We start from the raw sequence: 19,423 nt of genomic DNA, 5'->3' as shown, positions 1-19,423 counted from the left end.
ATCGTCTGATCCCATTCAATGAAAGGAACCCACCATGGCACGAAAGCAAACACCGCTACGCCCGTATTTCGAGAAGATGGCCGACATAGGCAAGGCGCTGAGCGATGCGGAAGTGAAACGCTCGCAGGAAAACGTGGAGCTCGTCAAGGAGCAGGTGCAGCTCATCGAGAAGGAGACCGAGCGGGTCAAAAACGCCGGCATCCCGGCCAAGAAGGTCCATGATCGCGGCGGCATGACCATCTACGACCGCCTCGAGTACCTGATCGACGCCGGGACCTGGGCGCCGCTGCACACGCTCTACAACCCCAAGGAGAACGAGGAAGGTTGCACCGGCGTCGTCAACGGTATCGGGCGTATCGAAGGGAGATGGGCGGTCATCATCGGTTTCGACAACAAGGTCATGGCGGGCGCCTGGATCGCCGGGCAGTCGGAGAACATCCTCATGGTCACCGACATGGCCAAGCGCTTGAACGTCCCGCTGGTCTGGCTCACCAACTGCTCCGGCGTGAAGCTCATGGAGCAGGAGACCGTCTACGCCGGCCGCCGCTCCAGCGGCGCTCCCTTCTACCGCCACGCCGACCTGAACCACCTCGGCATTCCCATCCTGAACGGCATCTACGGCACCAACCCCGCCGGCGGCGGCTATCAGGGGATCAGCCCGACCATCCTTTTAGCCCATGACGGCGCCAACATCGCCGTAGGGGGTGCGGGCATCGTCGGCGGCATGAACCCCAAGGGTCACATAGATGTCGAGGCAGCGCAGGCGCTGATCGACGCCACCCGCAACTTCAAAGCGAAAGATCCCGGCCGCGTCGAGACCCACTTCGACCAGACCGCCTACTTCCGCGAGGTCCACGACACGGAGACCGGCGTCCTCGACGGCATCAAGGATTACATGCGCATGATGCCCGCCTACGACCCGGCCATGTTCCGCGTCGCCGCCCCCGCGCCCCCGCGCTTCCCGGTCGAGGATCTCAACATGATCCTCCCGGCGAACCAGAAGCGCCCCTACGACGCCATCCAGATCCTCGCGCGCCTTACCGACAACAGCGAGTTCATGGAATACCGCCCCGATTACGGCCGCGAGGTCTACACCGGCATCGCCAAGGTCGACGGCTTCCCGGTCGCCTTCATCGGCAACCGCCAGGGTGTCTTCCCGGGCTACCCCGAGTACGCCAAGGGAAGCTACCCCGCCGTTGGCGGCAAGCACTACCGCGAGGGGCTCATCAAGCAGGCCGAGTTCGTGACGCTGTGCGGCCGCGACAACCTTCCCATCGTCTGGCTACAGGACACAACAGGCATCGACGTGGGGGATCTCGCCGAGGAAGCCGAGCTCCTGGCCCTGGGGCAGTCGCTGGTTTACTCCATCGAGCAGACCGACCTCTCCATGATGTGCGTCGTGCTCAGGAAGGGGACCGCCGCGGCCCATTACATCATGTGCGGCCCGCAGGCGAACAACAACAACGCCTTCACCCTGGGAACCCCGCTCACCGAGATCTACGTGATGCACGGCGAGACCGCGGCCGCCGCCTCCTACGCCCGCCGCCTGGTGAAGGAGCAGGATTCCGGCAACGACCTGGCACCGGTAATCGGCAAGATGAACCAGATGATCCAGGACTACCAGGAGAAGTCGCGCCCGGCCTACTGCGCCACCAGCGGATTCGTGGACGAGATCGTCACGCTTCCCGACCTGCGCAAGTACATCCAGGCCTTCGCCGGCGCGAATTATCAGAACCCGAAGTCGATCACCCCGGTGCACCAGATGCTCCTCCCGAGGATCATCAGGGGATAGCAATTAAGTTCCCCTCCCCCGGAGGGGGAGGGGAAGGGAGGGGGACAGGGACGGCTATATGTTCCCCCCTCCCGAGCTCCCCTCCAGGGGGAGGAGCAAAGACACAATCAACTCACAATCGCGAGGGGTTAAAAAATGGCCAAGACAACGAAACCGTTAGGGATCACCGAAGTCGTCCTCAGGGACGCCCACCAGTCCTTGTTCGCGACCCGCCTGCGCCTGGACGACATGCTTCCCATCGCCGCCAAGCTGGACCAGGTCGGCTACTGGTCCATCGAGATGTGGGGGGGCGCGACCTTCGACTCCTGCATCCGCTTCCTGGGCGAGGACCCCTGGGAGCGCCTGCGCGAGCTGAAGAAGGCGATGCCCAACACGCCGCAGCAGATGCTGTTCAGGGGGCAGAACATCCTCGGCTACCGCCACTACGCGGACGACGTGGTCGAGAAGTTCGTGGAGCGCTCCGCGGCCAACGGCATCGACGTCTTCCGTGTCTTCGACGCCATGAACGACCCCCGCAACCTGGACACCGCCATCAAGGCGGTGATCAAGCAGGGCAAACATGCGCAGGGGACGCTCTCCTACACGGTGAGCCCGGTGGATACCATCCCCAAGTGGGTGGCGCTCGCCAAGCGCATCGAGGACATGGGGGCGCACTCGCTCTGCATCAAGGACATGGCGGGGCTCATGGCCCCCTACGCCGCCTATGACCTGGTGAAGGCGCTCAAGAAGGGGATCTCCATCCCGATCCACATGCAGTGCCATGCCACCACCGGCATGTCCACCGCGGCCTACGTGAAGGCGATCGAGGCGGGTGTCGAGAACGTCGATACCTCCATCTCCTCGATGAGCATGACCTACGGCCATTCGCCCACCGAGACGCTGGCCGCCATCTTCGCCGACACCGACAAGGCGACCGGCCTCGATACGGTGCTTTTGCAGGAAATCGCCGACTACTTCACCGTGGTGCGCAAGAAGTACGCGAAGTTCGAGGGCTCCCTCAAAGGGGTCGACGCCCGCATCATCACGGCGCAGGTCCCCGGCGGCATGCTCACCAACATGGAGAGCCAGCTCAAAGAGCAAAACGCCGGGCACAAGATGGACCTGGTGCTGGCCGAGATCCCGAAAGTCCGCGAGGACCTGGGGATGATCCCGCTGGTCACCCCGACCTCGCAGATCGTCGGCACCCAGGCGGTCATCAACGTCCTGACCGGCGAGCGCTACAAGTCGATGACCAAGGAGACCGCCGCCGTCCTCAAAGGGGAGTACGGAGCGACCTCTGCCCCGGTCAACAAGGAGCTGCAGCGGAAGGTTTTGGCCGGCGCCGACCCGATCACCTGCCGCCCGGCGGACCTCCTCACCGCGGAGATGGACAAGCTCACCGAGGAGCTGCGCGGCCTCTCCAAGGAGAAACACCTGAAGTTCGGCGACCACGAGGTGGAGGACGTGCTCACCTACGCGCTGTTCCAGCAGGTGGGGCTCAAGTTCCTGGAGCACCGCGACAACCCGGGCATGTTCGAGCCGGTACCCTCCGCCGAGGAAGCGGCGCCCAAGAAAGCGGCAGCAGCGCCTGAACTCTCCGGTGGCGACACCTACACCGTCACCGGCGGCGGCCAGACCTTCGTGGTCCAGGTGGCCAAGGCAACCGGCGCCGCCGCTGCGGCGGCTGCGGCAGCCTCGGCGGTTGGCGGAGCCGCACCGGCGCAGGCTTCCGCTGCAGCCGCAGGCAAGACCATCGTTTCGCCTTTGGCGGGCAACGTCTGGAAAATCGAGTGCGAGCCGGGCCAGCAGGTGCAGGAAGGCGATCTGCTCCTGATCCTGGAGGCGATGAAGATGGAGAACGAGATCTTCGCCGACCGTGACGGCGTAGTCAGCGCCATTCACATCGAGGAAGGTACCGCCGTCGACATCGGCGCGGCGCTCGTGACCATAGCCGGCGAGGGCGATGCCGCGGCCTGTGCATGCGCCCCGGCCGCCGCGGCCACAGCCGCCGGCCCGGCGGAGGGAGGGGTGATGGCGCCCCTGGCCGGCAACGTCTGGAAGATAGAAGTCAACGAGGGGCAGGCGGTGCAGGCAGGCGATCTGCTCCTGATCCTCGAAGCGATGAAGATGGAGAACGAGATCTTCGCCGAAAAGGACGGGGTTGTAAGCCGGATCATGATCCAGGAAGGAAACGCCGTAGATATCGGCCAGCTTCTTTTGACCGTCGAGTAATGCGCACCTGCCACTCCCCCCTTTTTGTGGGAAGTGGCCACTCGCGTTCCCCCGTTGCCACTCCCCCGCAGTTGGTGGATGGTTGGAGTTGCCCACGGCGATGCACGAGCAGTCGGGTTCCCCCCTTCGCAAAGGGGGACTTATAGCAGTGCCAATCGTCACCAATCTGTCAATTGTCAATTGCCATAACTTGGCTCTGCCGACTGTCGAGTGAAACACCGTAAGCGTTGTCAATTGTCAATTATCAATTGTCAATTGCCTCTAAAAGGATCCCATATGAAGAAGATGTCCGATGCACTGGAATACCATGCCACTGGCCGCAAGGGGAAGATCGAGGTAATCGCCACCAAGCCGTGCCAGACCGCCCAGGACCTGTCGCTCGCCTACTCCCCCGGGGTCGCCGAGCCCTGCCTCGCCATCGAGCAGAACCCCGAGGACGCCTACAAGTACACCGCCAAGGGTAACCTGGTTGCCGTGGTCTCCAACGGCACCGCGGTCCTCGGCCTCGGCAACATCGGCGCGCTCGCGGGCAAGCCGGTCATGGAAGGGAAGGGGGTCCTCTTCAAGCGCTTCGCAGACGTCGACGTCTTCGACATCGAGCTCAACAGCGAGGATCCGGACGAGATCATCAGGGCGTGTCAGCTCCTGGAGCCCACCTTCGGCGGCATCAACCTTGAGGACATCAAGGCGCCGGAGTGCTTCTACATTGAAGAAGAGCTGAAGAAGACCATGAACATCCCGGTTTTCCACGACGACCAGCACGGAACGGCGATCATCTCGGCGGCCGGCCTCATCAACGCATTGGAGCTCGTCGACAAGAAGATAGAGGACGTGAAGATCGTGGTGAACGGCGCCGGCGCCTCGGCTAACGCCTGTGCCAACCTCGCCATCTCCCTGGGCATCAAGCTGGAAAACCTGATCATGTGCGACACCAAGGGGGTCATCTACAAGGGCCGGGTCGAGGGGATGAACAAGTACAAAGAGCGCTTCGCCGCCGATACCCACCTGCGCACGCTGGAAGAGGCGGTGGTCGGAGCCGACGTCTTGTACGGACTCTCGGCCAAAGGCGCCTTCACCCCTGAGATGATCCGCAGCATGGCGCCGAACCCCATCATCTTCGCCATGGCGAACCCCGACCCGGAGATCACCCCGGAAGAGGCGCACGCGGTCCGCGGCGACGTGCTCATCGCAACCGGGCGCTCGGACTACCCGAACCAGGTCAACAACGTGCTGGGTTTCCCCTTCATCTTCCGCGGCGCGCTCGACGTCCGGGCCACCACCATCAACGAGGAGATGAAAAAGGCGGCGGTCTTCGCCCTGGCGGAACTAGCCCGCGAGGAATGCCCTGACTCCGTCTGCCGCGCCTACGGCGACGTCAAGTTCAGCTTCGGCCGCGACTACATCATCCCCAAACCGTTCGATCCCCGGGCCCTTTTGCGGGTCGCCCCGGCAATAGCCAAGGCGGCAATGGAAACGGGCGTCGCGCGCCAGCCCATCGCGGACATGAACAAGTACGTGGAGCACCTGGAGTCGCTGCAGGGAAAATCCAAGGAAACGCTGCGCCAGATCATCAACAAGGCGAAATGCGACCCGAAGACGGTGGTTTTCCCCGAGGGCGAGAACGACAAAGTGCTGCGCGCAGCCCAGATGCTGGTCGAGCAGGGAATCGCGCGCCCCATCCTTCTCGGCAACGAAGACAAGATCCGCTGCACCCTGAAATCGCTCGACATCGACCTGAACGGCGGCGTTACCATCATCGACCCCGCCAACTCGGAGCACTCCGAATCCTACGCCAACGAACTCTTCCTGCTCAGGCAGAGAAAGGGGCTCACCCTCTCCGAGGCCCGCAGGCTCATCAGCCGCAAGTCGCGCACCCATTTCGGCTGCATGATGGTGCGCCGCGGCCACGCGGACGCGCTTTTGGCCGGGGTCGACGCCAACTACGCCGACACCATCCGCCCCGCGCTGCAGGTGATCGGCAAGCAGGATGGACTCTCCAGCGTACACGGCCTCTACATGATGGTCTTCAAGAAGGACATCTTCTTCCTGGCCGACACCACCGTCTGCATCGATCCCGATGCGGGCGAGCTCGCCGAGACGGCGATCCTCTCCGCGGAGAAGGCGGCCATGCTCGGCATCGACCCGAGCGTCGCCATGCTCTCCATGTCCAACTTCGGCTCGGTGCGGCATCCGCAGGCCGACCGGGTGAGAAGCGCCGTTGAGATTGTGAAGCAGAGGGCGCCCGGGCTCGACATCGACGGGGAGATGCAGGCGGACACCGCCGTGGTCTCCGAGCTGCTGCAGGCGAATTTCCCCTTCACCACGCTCAAAAAAGCTGCTAATGTCCTGGTCTTCCCGGACCTCACCTCGGGGAACATCTGCTACAAGCTGCTGCGGCAGTTGGGCGGTGCGGACGCCATCGGACCGATCCTCATGGGGATGAACAAGCCTGTGCATATCCTGCAGCAGGGGGACGACGTCATGGACATCGTCAACATGGCGGCCATCGCCGTCGTGGACGCGCAGAACTGCGGCAAGTCGGCAACAGCGGCCGACGCGCCGGGAAAGAAGGCCAGCCGCCCGGCCGCGTTCGCGGGCGCTTTCGCCGGAGCCTGAGGAGGCGTCCCTGATGCCCGCACACGAGCCGATCACAACTGCAGCCGTCGCCGGCCACTACCGATCCCCGGACCTGGAATCGCGCGTGTTTGCGGCGCTGGTCGCGGCGGGGAAGAACCCGGACCAGTTGAGGCCGGAAGATCTCGCCGCGATCGACGAATTCCACGTGCGGGGGGCGGCTGCCACCCAGGAGCTCGCCGCGGCGCTCGATCCCGCGCCGGGACTGCTGGTTTTGGACCTCGGCTGCGGGCTGGGAGGCGCGTCGCGCTACCTGGCGCGTCTTCTGGACTGCCACGTCATCGGCGTTGACCAAAGCTCCGATTACTGCCACGCGGCGAGGAAGCTCTCCGAGCACCTTGGCATGAGTGACAGGGTCGCCTACCTCCAGGCCGACGCGCTGAAGCTCCCTTTTGCCGACGCCGCCTTCGACCTGGTCTGGATCCAGCACCTGTCCATGAACATCGAGGACAAGCCAGGGCTCTACCGCGAGATCCGGCGCGTGCTGAAACCTGGCGGCAGGCTCGCCTGCTACGAGATCCTCTCGGGGCCGGGAGGGGAAGTCCATTTTCCGGTGCCGTGGGCAAGGGACCCGTCGGCGAGCTTCCTGGCAAGCCAGGATGAGCTGCGCCGCCTCCTCGCCGAGGAAGGATTCCAGACATTGTTCTGGCAGGACGTGACCAAAGACGGGCTCGACTGGTTTCGCCGCAGACAGCAGAAGAGCCGCGAGGGACGGGACAACCCCTTCGGGCTGCACCTGCTTCTTGGCGAGGGATTTCCGAAGATGGCCGGAAACCAGCTCCGCAACCTGGAAGAGGGGAGGATCACCCTGGTAGAGGCCGTATTCCAGGCGCCAGGAGAGAATTGATAGTACACGGGATGTCCATTGATCGCCCGCGCAGCCTTCTCCCCGCTCTCCTTCCCCCGGAGGGGGGAGGTCGGGAGGGGGGGCGCAACGGGCGGCGTTACCACCCGATTCCCCCTCCCTGCCCCTCCCCCTCCAGGGGAGGGGACGAAAAAATGGAAGCTCACATCGGGGGATTTAGCTTCAACCGCAGGTCAGGAGGTTCACCATGAAAAGTCGAGCCAGGAATTTGTCGCTGATACCGAATCCAAAGGAGGGTCCGGTCATGCCAAAGCTCAAAGATTGCACCCTGACCCTGGAGGATAGGGTCGCAGTACTTACCTTCCAGCGTGACGACGTCCGCAACGCCCTGACCGGAACCGCGCTTGCCGAAGACATCATTACCACCGTCAACTGGGTAAACAGCGAGGACCGGGTATCCGTGCTGGTCCTGACCGGCGCGGGGTCCGCCTTCTCCTCCGGCGGCAACGTGAAGGAGATGCAGTCCCAAAGCGGCATCTTCGGCGGCTCCCCGGTGCAGGTCCAGGACAAGTACCGGCGCGGCATCCAGCAGATCCCCCTCGTGCTGCACAAGGCCGAGATCCCTGTCATCGCCGCAGTGAACGGTCCGGCCATCGGGGCCGGATTCGACCTCGCCAATATGTGCGACATCCGCCTCGCCTCCACCCGCGCCAAGGTGGGGGAGACCTTCATCAACCTGGGCATCACCCCCGGAGACGGGGGCGCGTGGTTCATGCAGAGGCTGATGGGGTACCAAAGGGCCGCGGAGCTCACCTTCACCGGCCGTGTCGTTGAGGCCGCAGAGGCGCTCAAGCTCGGCATCTTCCTGGAGGTTATGGAGCCGGAAGAGCTGATGCCGCGCACCATGGAGCTCGCGCGCCAGATCGCCTCCAAGCCGCCGGTGACCCTGAGGCTCACCAAGCGCATGATGAAGCTGGCCCAGAGAAGCGACCTCCCCGATTTCCTCGACCTCTGCGCCTGCTTCCAGTCCTTTGCGCACCACACCGATGACCACGTCGAGGCGGTGAACGCCTTCCTCGAAAAAAGAGATCCGCACTACAAGGGGGAATGAAGCTTTTGACCTTACCGGGAGTTGAACAGGGGAGCGCTCCGGCCCAGGCGGCCGGCTTCATCGACGTGCATCTGCACTGCTTCACTGGAAGCGCCTGGGCGCAGCAGGTGCTGGAACAGAGCGCAGAGCTGCGCCGGCAGGGGTTCTCCCACGTCGTCGCCATCGGCATGGTAAACACCCGCCTGAGCTATGACGAGGTTCGGACCCTGATCCCCGGCTGGGTCGAGAACCGGGGCAACCCCCAGTACCACGAGTTGGACGAGCTCTTGGAGCACGCCCGCCGCTCCGAGGGCTTCATCATCCCGCTGGTCGACACCCGTTACCTTTGGGGTGACGTCGCCAGCACCCTGAGCGGCTACCTGGAGCAGGGGGTGCGCGGCATCAAAGGGATCTGGCTCACCGACAACAACGATATCGGGGTGAAAGGGGTCCCGGAGACCTTCGGCATCACTTCCGAGGAATACCGGCGGCGGGAGTGGGAGATTTTCTCCTACGCGCAGGAAAACGACCTGCCTCTTCTCTACCACATGGACGCCCGGGAGCATGCCGACACCATGGCCGCCATGATGCAGGACTTCCCCCGGGTGCGGGTGAACTTCCCGCACTTCGGCATCGGGCGCAAGCCGTTCAGCAAGATCCTCGACGACCACCCCGGGGTCTACACCGACATGGCGAACCTCATCTCCCACCTGAGAAAGAACCCGGAGAGCTACCGGGATTTCATCATCCACTACCAGGATCAAGTCTGCCTGGGAAGCGACGCCTTCCTGTACGACATGGGCTCCATCGTCCAGTACCTGGAGGCCCTGCGCGGGCTCGGGCTCCCCGAAGAGGTGCTGCACAAGGTCTGCAGCGTCAACCCCAGGGCCTTTCTCGGCAAAGCGCTGCCATAAAACCATCGCACCCCACGGATTTAACGGAAAAAGCGGATAAGGCAGATTAATCAGAAAAGCGGGTGTAGAGATGTGAGGTTCTACACCCTTTTTTGTTATCCGCGTCCATCGTTTTCAATCCGCGTCATCCGCGTGCAACGCCTCTTGGTGATGCTTTTCGGGTTAATAGAAAACCGTTTTTTTTCTGTTGACAGCAAAATGGTATTGTAGTACTTATTTACCAAAAGGTGGAGGGCGCGCCTGATCAGACCCGGCCCAAGCGGCTGGATGAAGAGGAGAACGAAATGTCAGATGTCTATGTCATCGAATCACTGCGTACCCCGTTGGGCTCCTTCGGCGGAGCGTTCAGCGATGTAGAGGCGCCGCGTCTTGCCGCCACCGTCATCACCGGCATCCTGGAGCGCACCGGGCTTTCCGCTGACGCCATAGACGAGGTGATCGTCGGCCAGGTCCTCTCCGGCGGCTCCGGCCAGGCTCCCGCGCGTCAGGCCATGCGCTACGCAGGGCTCCCCGACTCGGTCCCCGCCCTCACCATCAACAAGGTCTGCGGCTCCGGGCTCAAAGCGATCATGCTCGGCGCCGGTTCCATCAAGCTTGGCGACGCCCACGTGGTGCTGGCCGGCGGCATGGAGAACATGTCGCTTGCCCCCTACGCGCTCAGCAAGGGTCGCTACGGCTACCGCATGGGCAACGGGGAGATGCTCGACCTGCTGGTCCACGACGGCCTGACCGACCCCTACAGCGGCAAGCACATGGGGTCGATCGCCGAGCAGAGCGTCGAATCCAACAAGCTGGACCGCACCCTCCAGGACAACTTCGCGCTCTCCTCCTACCAGAAGGCGCAGGCGGCGCTCAGGGACGGCGTCTTCAACGACGAGATCGTCCCGGTGGTGAAGAAGACGCGCCAGGGTGAGGTGGTCGTCCGCGAGGACGAGGAGCCCAACAAGGTCGACTTCAAGAAACTCCCTGAGCTGCGTCCGGCCTTCCAGAAAGACGGCACCATCACCGCGGCGAACGCCTCGACCATCAACGACGGCGCAGCCATAGCGCTGTTGGCCAGCGGCGAGGCCGTTGCGAAATACGGGCTGAAGCCGAAAGTGCGCCTCGTGGCCTACGCCACCAACAGCGTCCATCCCGACCAGTTCGCCGAAGCCCCGGTGGGCGCCATCTCCAAGGTCTGCGCCAAGGCGGGGATCAGCATCGAAGACATCGATCTCTTCGAGATCAACGAGGCCTTCGCCGCCGTTCCTCTCATCGCCTGCCAGCGGCTGCGCATCGATCCTGAGCGCGTCAACGTCAACGGCGGCGCGGTGGCGCTCGGCCACCCGCTGGGCGCAAGCGGCGCGCGCATCACCGCCACCTTGGTGCGGGAACTTCATCAACGCAAACTGCGCTACGGACTCGCCACGCTCTGCATCGGCGGCGGCGAGGCGGTGGCGGTAATCCTGGAACGGGTTTAGGAGGGGTCATGATCAAGAAGGTCGGAGTACTCGGCGCGGGGCAGATGGGAAGCGGTATCGCACAGGTGCTGGCCCAGCGCGAAACTGAGGTTTTCCTTTACGACATAGCCGACGCCCAGCTCGCCAAGGCCCAGGCCGGGATCGCCAAGAACCTGGAGCGCCAGGTGCAGAAGGGGCAGTTGGACGCCGCCGCAGTAAGCCAGGTGATGGGGCTGATCCGCACCACCCGCTCGCTGAACGACCTCGCCGGTTGCGACCTGGCCATCGAGGCGGTCACCGAAAAGGAGGCGCTCAAGCTGGAGATCTTCAAAAAGCTCGACGAGACCCTGAAGCCCGAAGCGATCCTCGCTTCCAACACCTCGTCCATCCCCATCACCCGCATAGCGGCCGTGACCGGTAGACCGGACCGCGTCATCGGCATGCACTTCATGAACCCGGTGCCGGTCATGAAGCTGGTCGAGGTGATCCGCGGCCTCGCCACCAGCGAGGAAACCTTCCAGGCGATCTCGCAGTTGGTGACGCGGCTCGACAAGGAGATGGCGGTCTCCGCCGACTACCCCGGCTTCATCGTGAACCGTATCCTGATCCCGATGATCAACGAGGCGGCCTTTGCCCTCTTCGAGGGGATCGCCACGGTGGAAGACATCGACAAGGCGATGAAGCTCGGTACCAACCAGCCCATGGGGCCGCTCACCCTGGCCGACTTCATCGGCCTCGATACCTGCCTTGCCATAATGGAGGTGCTTTACCAGGGGTTCAAGGATCCCAAGTACCGTCCCTGCCCGCTTCTGGCCAAGATGGTCGAGGCCGGCTACCTGGGGAAAAAGAGCGGCAGAGGTTTCTACAACTACGCATAAAAGAGGTGCGCCATGTATCAAGATCTGCTGCTGGAGAAAAACGACGGGGTCGCGCTGCTGAAGATCAACCGTCCCAAGGCGATGAACAGTCTGAACGACGCCGTGCTGGACCAGTTGCTGCACGCCTTCGAGGTGCTCGCCCTGGACCGCGAGGTGCGGGTGGTCGTCATTACCGGTGCTGGCGAGAAGGCCTTCGTCGCCGGGGCCGACATCGCCGAGATGAAGAACTACGACGTGCAGCAGGCGCTTGCCTTTTCCCGCAAGGGGCAGCAACTGATGACGCTGATCGGGAAGATAGCCAAGCCGGTGATCGCCGCCGTCAACGGCTTCGCGCTCGGAGGGGGGCTTGAGCTGATGATGGCCTGCGATTTCGCATACGCCTCCGAGAACACCAAGGTCGGCCTCCCCGAGGTCACCCTGGGGGTCATGCCCGGTTTCGGCGGCACCCAGAACCTGGCGCGACTGATCGGCCGCAGCCGTGCCAACGAGCTGATCTTCTCCGGCAGGCTGATCACCGCCGCCGAAGCGAAGAGCTGGGGGCTTTTGTGCGGCGTGTTCCCGGCCGAGAATCTCATGACCGAGGTCCTGGCGACCGCCGGCAAGATCGCCGGCAACTCCCGCCTGGGAGTCGCCCACGCCAAGGACGCCGTGAAAGCCGGCCTCGACATGAGCGTCGCCGAGGGGCTGGGGTACGAGGCGATACACTTCGCCTCGCTCTTCGCCACAAAGGACCAGAAGGAAGGGATGACGGCCTTCATCGAAAAGAGGAAACCGGCCTTCGTGGGTGCATAAAAAGTCCCCCTCCACCTGCGGGGGGGTAGGGGATATCAAGGAGTAGATCATGGAAGCTACGCGCGAACTTTATTGGAACATAGGCCACGGGGCGGCGGTGCTGGTCCCGATGTACCTGGTCACCTTCGCGGCCCTGGGGCTGCTCGCCTACTACGGCAGCCGGCGCCTCGCCATCTACCGCCAGGGCAAGCCGGTGGACAGGACCGACAACCGCGCCGAGCGCGTAAAGATGCTCTTGCAAAACGTCCTGCTGCAGTCAAAGGTGCTTAGGGTCAAGGCCCCCGGCTTCGCCCACGGCTTCTTCTTCTGGTCCTTTGCGCTCCTCTTCATCGGGACCGCCCTGGTGGCGCTGCAGGCCGACGGCACCGATCTCCTCTTCCATATCCGCTTCCTCACCGGCAGCTTCTACAAGCTCTTCTCGCTGGTCCTGGACCTGGCGGGCCTTGCCGCCACCTTGATGCTGGCCGGGTTCGCGGTGCGCCGCTATCTGGTGCGCCCCGCAGGCCTTGAGAGCAGCCGCGACGACGCCATCATGCACGGCCTTCTTTTCGCCATCCTTATCACCGGCTTTCTCATCGAGGGTGCGCGCATGGCGGCCACCGAGCTCGTCTACCAGCCCGAGCTCGCCTACTGGTCCCCGGTGGGACTCCTGGTGGCGAACCTGCTTCCGGGGCTTTCCGAGCAGGGGCTCCGTTCGCTGCATGTGGCGCTTTGGTGGCTGCACTTCGCCCTGGTCGCCGGCTTCATCTGCTCCATCCCCTTCACCAAGTTCCGCCACATCTTCACCACCTCGGCCAACTACTTCCTTGCGCCGCTGGGTCCCAAGGGGGCGCTGGTGACGCTGGACATGGAAGGGGACGCGGAGAGCTTCGGCGCCGCCAAGCTCGGCGATCTCACCTGGAAGGACATCTTCGACACCGACGCCTGCACCAAGTGCAAGCGCTGCCAGGACCGCTGCCCGGCCCACGGCACCGACAAGCCGCTTTCGCCGATGAAGGTCATCGACCAGGTAGGGGAGATCGCACGAGGGGAAGCCGAAGACAACCTGGTCGAGACGCTCGGAAAAGACGCCGTCTGGTCCTGCACAACCTGCCGCGCCTGCCAGGAGATCTGTCCCGCCGCGGTGGAGCATGTGAACAAGGTGGTCGACGTCCGGCGCAACCTGGTCCTCATGGAGGGGGAATTCCCCGGTGAGGAGGTAACCACCGCCATGGGCAACGTCGAGGTCAACGGCAATCCCTTGGGGCTCGCCTTCGCTTCCCGCGGCGATTGGGCGCAGGACCTGCCGGTCTCGCTTATGTCCGACTGTGCCGATGTCGACATACTCTACTTCGTCGGCTGCTACGCCTCCTTCGACAAAAGGAACATCAAGGTCGCCACCGCCTTCGTGAAGCTCTGCGCCGCCGCCGGCATCAAGGTCGGCATCCTGGGCAAGGAAGAGAAGTGCTGCGGCGAGCCGATGCGGAAGATGGGTAACGAGTACCTGTACCAGACCCTCGCCGCCGAGAACATCGCCATGATCAAGGAGTACGGGGTGAAGAAGGTGGTCACCGCCTGCCCGCACTGCTTCAACACGCTCAGTAAGGATTACCGGGACCTGGGCTTCGACGTCGAGACTGAGCACTACACCACCTTCCTGAACCGTCTCATCAAGGAGGGGCTGCTGAAGCTGACCCCGGGCACCTTCGAGTGCACCTACCATGATTCCTGCTACCTCGGGCGCTACAACGACACCTATGAGGCTCCCCGCGAGCTGGTTCAGGCGGCCGGAGGCACCATCCGCGAGATGGATCGGAGCCAGGCGGAAAGCTTCTGCTGCGGAGCTGGCGGCGGCCGCATCATGGCCGAAGAAAAGCTTGGGAGCCGCATCAGCGTCAAGCGTTCCCAGATGGCCTCCGCGACCGGCGCCGGCATGCTGGTCTCCAACTGTCCCTTCTGCCTCACCATGTTCGAGGACGGCATCAAGGGAGCCGAGCTGGACGGACTGCTGGTCCCAAGAGACATCGCGGAGATCCTGGTGGAAAAGGTGGTCTCGTCGGTTGGGCATCCAACGACTAAGAGCATTGCACACGGATGTAACGGATAACGCGGATAAAATCAGATTAAATCTAGGAAGGTGGGTTTGTTTGATCTGAAGTTATCGTTTTTAGATCCGCGTCATCCGCGTGCGATGCCTCTGCGCCGTTAAAGCGAATAAGTGGGAGGTTGGGCGGGGAAAGGAGGGATGGTACCGATGACACTGCGTATCAGGAGAAACAACCATCTGCTTAATCCTCCATGAAAAACGGAGCGCCTTTTTTGTCGGCTCATAATGGTAAAAAAGTACTTTAATGCACATCAAGAGGAGGCCGGTCCATCCCGCCGGTTGACAGCTCCCGAAGGAAGGGAGCACACCGCAGGATCACCTGGCCTTGGAGGATACCGATGAACATTCACGAGTATCAGGCAAAAGCGATATTGAGAAAATTCGGCGTGCCGGTCCCGGACGGGCATGTCTGCTATAACGGCGCCAGCGCCCGTGAGTGGGCCAAGCGGCTCGGCGAGGGGCCCTGGGTGGTGAAGGCCCAGATCCACGCCGGCGGCCGCGGCAAGGGGGGCGGCGTGAAGCTCGCCAAGAGCGCCAGCGAAGTGCAGCTGATCGCCCGCGACATGCTGGGCATGACCCTGCGGACCCACCAGACCGGCCCGGAAGGGAAGGTGGTGCACCGGGTCCTGGTCGAGAACGGCTGCAACATCGCCCGCGAGCTCTACATAAGCCTCGTCGTCGACCGCAACAGCTCCAAGGTAGCGGTCATGGCATCCACCGAAGGGGGGATGGACATCGAGGAAGTGGCGGCCAAGACCCCGGATAAGATCTTCACCGAGACCATTGACCCGCTGGTGGGGCTGACCCAGTTCCAATGCCGCAAGATCGCCTTCAATCTCGGACTTGAAGGGAAACAGGTGACAAAAGCGGTCAAGATGTTCGAGAACCTCTACACCACCTTCGTCGCCTGCGACTGCGCCATGCTGGAAGTGAACCCGCTGGTGGTAACAGGCGAAGGGGAGCTCCTGGCGCTCGACGCCAAGTTCGGCTTCGACGACAACGCGCTCTTCCGCCACCTGCAGATCGGCGACATGCGCGACTTCGACGAGGAAGACCCCAACGAGATCGAGGCTTCGCAGCACGACCTCTCCTACATCTCGCTCACTGGCAACATCGGCTGCCTGGTGAACGGCGCCGGTCTCGCCATGGCCACCATGGACATCATCAAGCATTACGGCGGCGATCCGGCCAACTTCCTGGACGTCGGGGGCGGGGCGACCATCGAGCGCGTCACCGAGGCGTTCAAGATCATCCTCTCCGACAAGAACGTGGAAGGGATCCTGGTCAACATCTTCGGCGGCATCATGAAGTGCGACGTCATCGCCACCGGCGTCATCCAGGCCGCGCGCCAGGTTGCCCTCAAGGTTCCCCTGGTGGTCCGGCTGGAAGGGACCAACGTGGAGAAGGGGAAGGAGCTTCTGGCACAAAGCGGGCTGAACATAGTCGCCGCGGACGGGATGGCCGACGCCGCCCAGAAAATAGTGATGGCCGTTTCCGCCAAAGGGGGGAGAGCATGAGCATCTTAGTCGACAAGAACACCAAGGTCATCACCCAGGGCATCACCGGGGCCACCGGCCTCTTCCACGCGCAGGGCGCCCGTGAGTACGGCACCCAGATGGTAGGGGGCGTTACCCCCGGCAAGGGAGGGACCAGCGTCGACGGCTTCCCCGTCTTCAACACGGTCGCCGAAGCGGTAGAGAAGACCGGCGCCACCGCGAGCGTCATCTACGTGCCGCCGCCGTTTGCCGCCGACTCCATCATGGAAGCAATCGACGCCGGCCTCGATCTTGTCTGCTGCATCACCGAGGGGATCCCGGTCCTCGACATGGTCAAGGTGAAGCAATACATGCAGGGTAAGAAGACCCGCCTGATCGGTCCCAACTGCCCCGGCGTCATCACCCCGGGCCAGTGCAAGATCGGCATCATGCCGGGGTACATCCACCGGCCGGGCAAGGTCGGCGTCGTCTCCCGCAGCGGCACCCTCACCTACGAGGCGGTCTGGCAGCTGACCGGCTACGGCCTGGGGCAGTCCACCTGCGTCGGCATAGGCGGCGACCCGGTCAACGGCACGAGCCATCTCGACTGTCTCAGGATGTTCGAGGAAGATCCCAACACCGAGGCCGTGATCATGATCGGCGAGATTGGCGGCAGCGCCGAGGAAGAAGCCGCCTACTTCGTCAAAGAGCACATGACCAAGCCGGTGGCAGGGTACATCGCGGGTCGCACCGCCCCCCCGGGAAAAAGGATGGGGCACGCCGGCGCCATCATCTCCGGCGGCAAGGGGACCGCAGCCGAGAAGGTGGCCATCCTTGAGTCCTGCGGCATCAGCGTGGCGGCCACCCCCGCCGAGATGGCGCAGGCGTTGATGAAGGTTTACCGCCCGGATTCCAAGGCGACACATCACTACGTAAATGCACCTGCTGCAGCCGCGGCATCGTAGGAGATAGCGGGAAGGGGGACTGGCTCCGCCTGGTGCCTGTCCCCCTAGCCCCAACTGAAGCAACTGCATCAACTGCAAATCCCCCTAAATCCCCCTTCGCAAAGGGGGGAACAGGGGGGATTTTCTCCTCTAAGATAAAGATCGAAGTCCAACCGAAGGAGAAGGTCATGCTTGTGATCTCCTGCATCAAACAGGTGCCAGATACCACCCAGGTGAAGATCGACCCGGTCACCAACACCCTAGTCAGGGAGGGGATCCCCTTCATCGTCAACCCCTACGACACCCATGCCCTCGAAGAGGGGCTGGCGCTCAAGGACCGCTACGGCCTCAAGGCCATCGCCATCTCCATGGGCCCCCCCAACACCGAGGCGACCCTCAAGAAGGCGTGCGCGCTGGGCGTGGATCAGGCGATTCTTCTCTCCGACCGGGCCTTTGGCGGCGCCGACACGCTGGCCACGAGCCAGGTGCTGGCCTCGGCCATAGAGCGCCTGGGGCAGGAGGAAGAGGTCGGCATCGTTTTTTGCGGCAAGCAGACCATCGACGGCGACACCGCGCAGGTAGGCCCCGGCATCGCCACACGGCTTGGCTTCACCCAACTCACCCTGGTGGACCGCATCGAGTGGCTCGACGTCCCCAACAAGAGGATCCGGGTCAGGAGGAGGCTGGAAGGAAGGCACGAGATCGTGGAAGCGCCCTTGCCGGTGGTGATAACCGCGGTGCGCGAGCTGAACCGGCCCCGCTACCCGACAGTCCCGATGCGCCTTGCCGCCCAGGAAACGCCGGTCGCGCTCTGGGACAACCAGGTGCTGCAGCTCGACGTGGAAACGGTGGGGCTCAAGGGTTCGGCCACCTGGGTCAGCAAGATCTTCTCTCCCGAGCGGGACCAGGGGGAGATCATCGGGGACGGCGTGAACGATCCGGAAGGAACCGCGCATCTGCTGCTTGACAAGATGCTGGCCAAGGACCTGTTAGCTTTCTAGTTCGCCAAGGAGTTCGTGATGCAAAACGACAAGAAGATCAAGAAACCACGCGGCATCGCACGGCTGGTGGCCGGCAAGTGCATCGCCTGCGGAGCCCGGTGCGAGAGTTCCTGCCCGGTAAGCGGCATCCTGATGAGCGAGGCAGGCGAGCCCTCCATCCACGTCGAGAAGTGCATCGGCTGCGCCAAGTGCGTGAAAGTCTGTGCCGCGGGCGCGCTGGAGATGTTCTACACCCCCGAGGAGTTGGAGCTGCTGAAACAGTGGGAGGCCCAGCACGGCGCCGTCGAGGAGGAGCTCGACCCGGCGGAGAAGGAGCTTCGCGCCAAGCTGGCGCAGTACCGTGGCGTTTGGGTCTTCATCGAACAGTACCAGGGCGAGGCCGCCAAGGTCTCCTGGGAGCTCCTCGGCGCCGGGAAGGAACTGGCAGCCAAGCTCAGAGTGAAGCTTTCCGCCCTCATCATCGGGCACGATGTCGCCCACCTCTGCGACGAGTCCTTCGCCTACGGCGCTGACCAGGCCATCGTCCTCGACGAGAGCGTCTTCAAGGACTACCGGACCAAGCCCTTCACCGATGCCGTCTGCCACCTGGTCGAAAAGCACAAGCCCGAGGTGATCCTCATGGGGGCCACCGGCCAGGGGCGCGACCTGGCGGGTGCCGTGGCCACCGTGGTAAAGACCGGTCTCACCGCCGACTGCACCGGCCTCGGCATCGACGACAAGCGTAACCTGATGCAGACCCGCCCCGCCTTTGGCGGCAACATCATGGCCACCATCATGTGCGACCGCTTCCGTCCCCAGATGGCGACGGTCAGGCCCCACGTCATGGCCATGCCGGAGCGTAAGGACGGCAGCAAGGGCGTCGTGATCCTGGAGCAGTTCTACCTGCGGGAGCAGGACGTGCTTGCCAAGGTAATCGAGACCATAAGCGACAAGGGGGGCAAGGACATCGACATCGCCGGCGCCGAGATCATCGTCTCCGGCGGCCGCGGGCTGATGAACAAGGACAACTTCGCCCTCCTGCACGAGCTGGCAGTGGAGCTGGGCGGCGTCGTCGGCGCCTCAAGAAGCGCGGTCGACGCGGGGTGGATGCCGCACAGCCGCCAGGTTGGGCAGACCGGCAAGACCGTGCGTCCCAAGATCTACATAGCCTGCGGCATCTCCGGGGCTATCCAGCACCTTGTGGGGATGCAGGATTCCGACGTCGTCATAGCCATCAACAGGGACCCCGAAGCCCCCATATTCCAGGTGGCTACCTACGGGATAGTGGGAGACCTGTTCCAGGTGATCCCGGCGTTGACGCGCAGGGTCCGCCAAATGAAAGGGGAGCGCGGCGGGTCAGTCCCCGACCGGATCGCGGTGTGA

The 19,423-nt window shown here is 63.4% G+C and carries 14 protein-coding genes; all 14 read left to right on the top strand.

What is annotated here, in order from left to right; all coding sequences use genetic code 11:
- Window positions 1-34: 34 nt before the first annotated feature.
- The 14 genes from GEOBRER4_RS15065 to GEOBRER4_RS15000 all read left to right on the top strand — a co-directional run bounded on the left by GEOBRER4_RS15065 (window position 35) and on the right by GEOBRER4_RS15000 (window position 19,423).
- Window positions 35-1,792, top strand: coding sequence for an acyl-CoA carboxylase subunit beta (locus GEOBRER4_RS15065; RefSeq protein ID WP_185243001.1), 1,758 nt, complete (start codon window positions 35-37; stop codon window positions 1,790-1,792).
- A 135-nt stretch (window positions 1,793-1,927) separates the two neighbouring features.
- Complete coding sequence (oadA, locus tag GEOBRER4_RS15060) at window positions 1,928-4,003, top strand: sodium-extruding oxaloacetate decarboxylase subunit alpha (RefSeq protein ID WP_185243000.1); 2,076 nt, start codon at window positions 1,928-1,930, stop codon at window positions 4,001-4,003.
- Window positions 4,004-4,279: 276 nt separating this feature from the next.
- Window positions 4,280-6,619: an NADP-dependent malic enzyme gene (locus GEOBRER4_RS15055; RefSeq protein ID WP_185242999.1), complete on the top strand. Its 2,340-nt coding sequence runs from the start codon at window positions 4,280-4,282 to the stop codon at window positions 6,617-6,619.
- A 13-nt stretch (window positions 6,620-6,632) separates the two neighbouring features.
- Window positions 6,633-7,484, top strand: coding sequence for a class I SAM-dependent methyltransferase (locus GEOBRER4_RS15050; protein WP_226377804.1), 852 nt, complete (start codon window positions 6,633-6,635; stop codon window positions 7,482-7,484).
- A gap of 262 nt (window positions 7,485-7,746) precedes the next feature.
- On the top strand, window positions 7,747-8,553 hold the full coding sequence (locus tag GEOBRER4_RS15045) for an enoyl-CoA hydratase-related protein (RefSeq protein WP_226377803.1): 807 nt from the start codon (window positions 7,747-7,749) through the stop codon (window positions 8,551-8,553).
- Complete coding sequence (locus GEOBRER4_RS15040; RefSeq protein WP_185242997.1) at window positions 8,550-9,446, top strand: amidohydrolase family protein; 897 nt, start codon at window positions 8,550-8,552, stop codon at window positions 9,444-9,446. Before GEOBRER4_RS15045 ends, GEOBRER4_RS15040 begins: the two co-directional genes overlap by 4 nt.
- A gap of 284 nt (window positions 9,447-9,730) precedes the next feature.
- The gene (locus GEOBRER4_RS15035; RefSeq protein ID WP_185242996.1) at window positions 9,731-10,906 is read left to right on the top strand and encodes a thiolase family protein; all 1,176 of its coding nucleotides are present in this window, start codon (window positions 9,731-9,733) and stop codon (window positions 10,904-10,906) included.
- Window positions 10,907-10,914: 8 nt separating this feature from the next.
- Window positions 10,915-11,763, top strand: coding sequence for a 3-hydroxybutyryl-CoA dehydrogenase (locus GEOBRER4_RS15030; protein WP_085811857.1), 849 nt, complete (start codon window positions 10,915-10,917; stop codon window positions 11,761-11,763).
- 12 nt (window positions 11,764-11,775) lie between these two features.
- The gene (locus GEOBRER4_RS15025) at window positions 11,776-12,555 is read left to right on the top strand and encodes an enoyl-CoA hydratase/isomerase family protein (RefSeq protein ID WP_185242995.1); all 780 of its coding nucleotides are present in this window, start codon (window positions 11,776-11,778) and stop codon (window positions 12,553-12,555) included.
- 49 nt (window positions 12,556-12,604) lie between these two features.
- Window positions 12,605-14,641 (top strand): heterodisulfide reductase-related iron-sulfur binding cluster, encoded by a 2,037-nt coding sequence (locus GEOBRER4_RS15020; protein ID WP_185242994.1) that lies wholly within the window; start codon window positions 12,605-12,607, stop codon window positions 14,639-14,641.
- A 338-nt stretch (window positions 14,642-14,979) separates the two neighbouring features.
- Window positions 14,980-16,158, top strand: coding sequence for an ADP-forming succinate--CoA ligase subunit beta (gene sucC, locus GEOBRER4_RS15015; protein ID WP_185242993.1), 1,179 nt, complete (start codon window positions 14,980-14,982; stop codon window positions 16,156-16,158).
- Window positions 16,155-17,081 carry a succinate--CoA ligase subunit alpha gene (sucD, locus tag GEOBRER4_RS15010; protein ID WP_185242992.1) on the top strand — a complete coding sequence of 309 codons (927 nt, stop codon included), beginning with the start codon at window positions 16,155-16,157 and terminating at the stop codon, window positions 17,079-17,081. Before sucC ends, sucD begins: the two co-directional genes overlap by 4 nt.
- Before the next feature lie 167 nt (window positions 17,082-17,248).
- Entirely contained in the window at window positions 17,249-18,061 is an 813-nt protein-coding gene (locus tag GEOBRER4_RS15005) for an electron transfer flavoprotein subunit beta/FixA family protein (protein WP_185242991.1), read from the top strand.
- A gap of 18 nt (window positions 18,062-18,079) precedes the next feature.
- Window positions 18,080-19,423, top strand: a complete 1,344-nt coding sequence (locus tag GEOBRER4_RS15000) for an FAD-binding protein (RefSeq protein WP_185242990.1) — start codon at window positions 18,080-18,082, stop codon at window positions 19,421-19,423.

Origin of the sequence: Citrifermentans bremense, assembly GCF_014218275.1 — a bacterium.
GTDB classification, from domain to species: Bacteria; Desulfobacterota; Desulfuromonadia; order Geobacterales; family Geobacteraceae; genus Geomonas; species Geomonas pelophila.
Note: the sequence above shows the minus strand (reverse complement) of the source record. Positions and strands in the feature narration are given on the sequence as shown.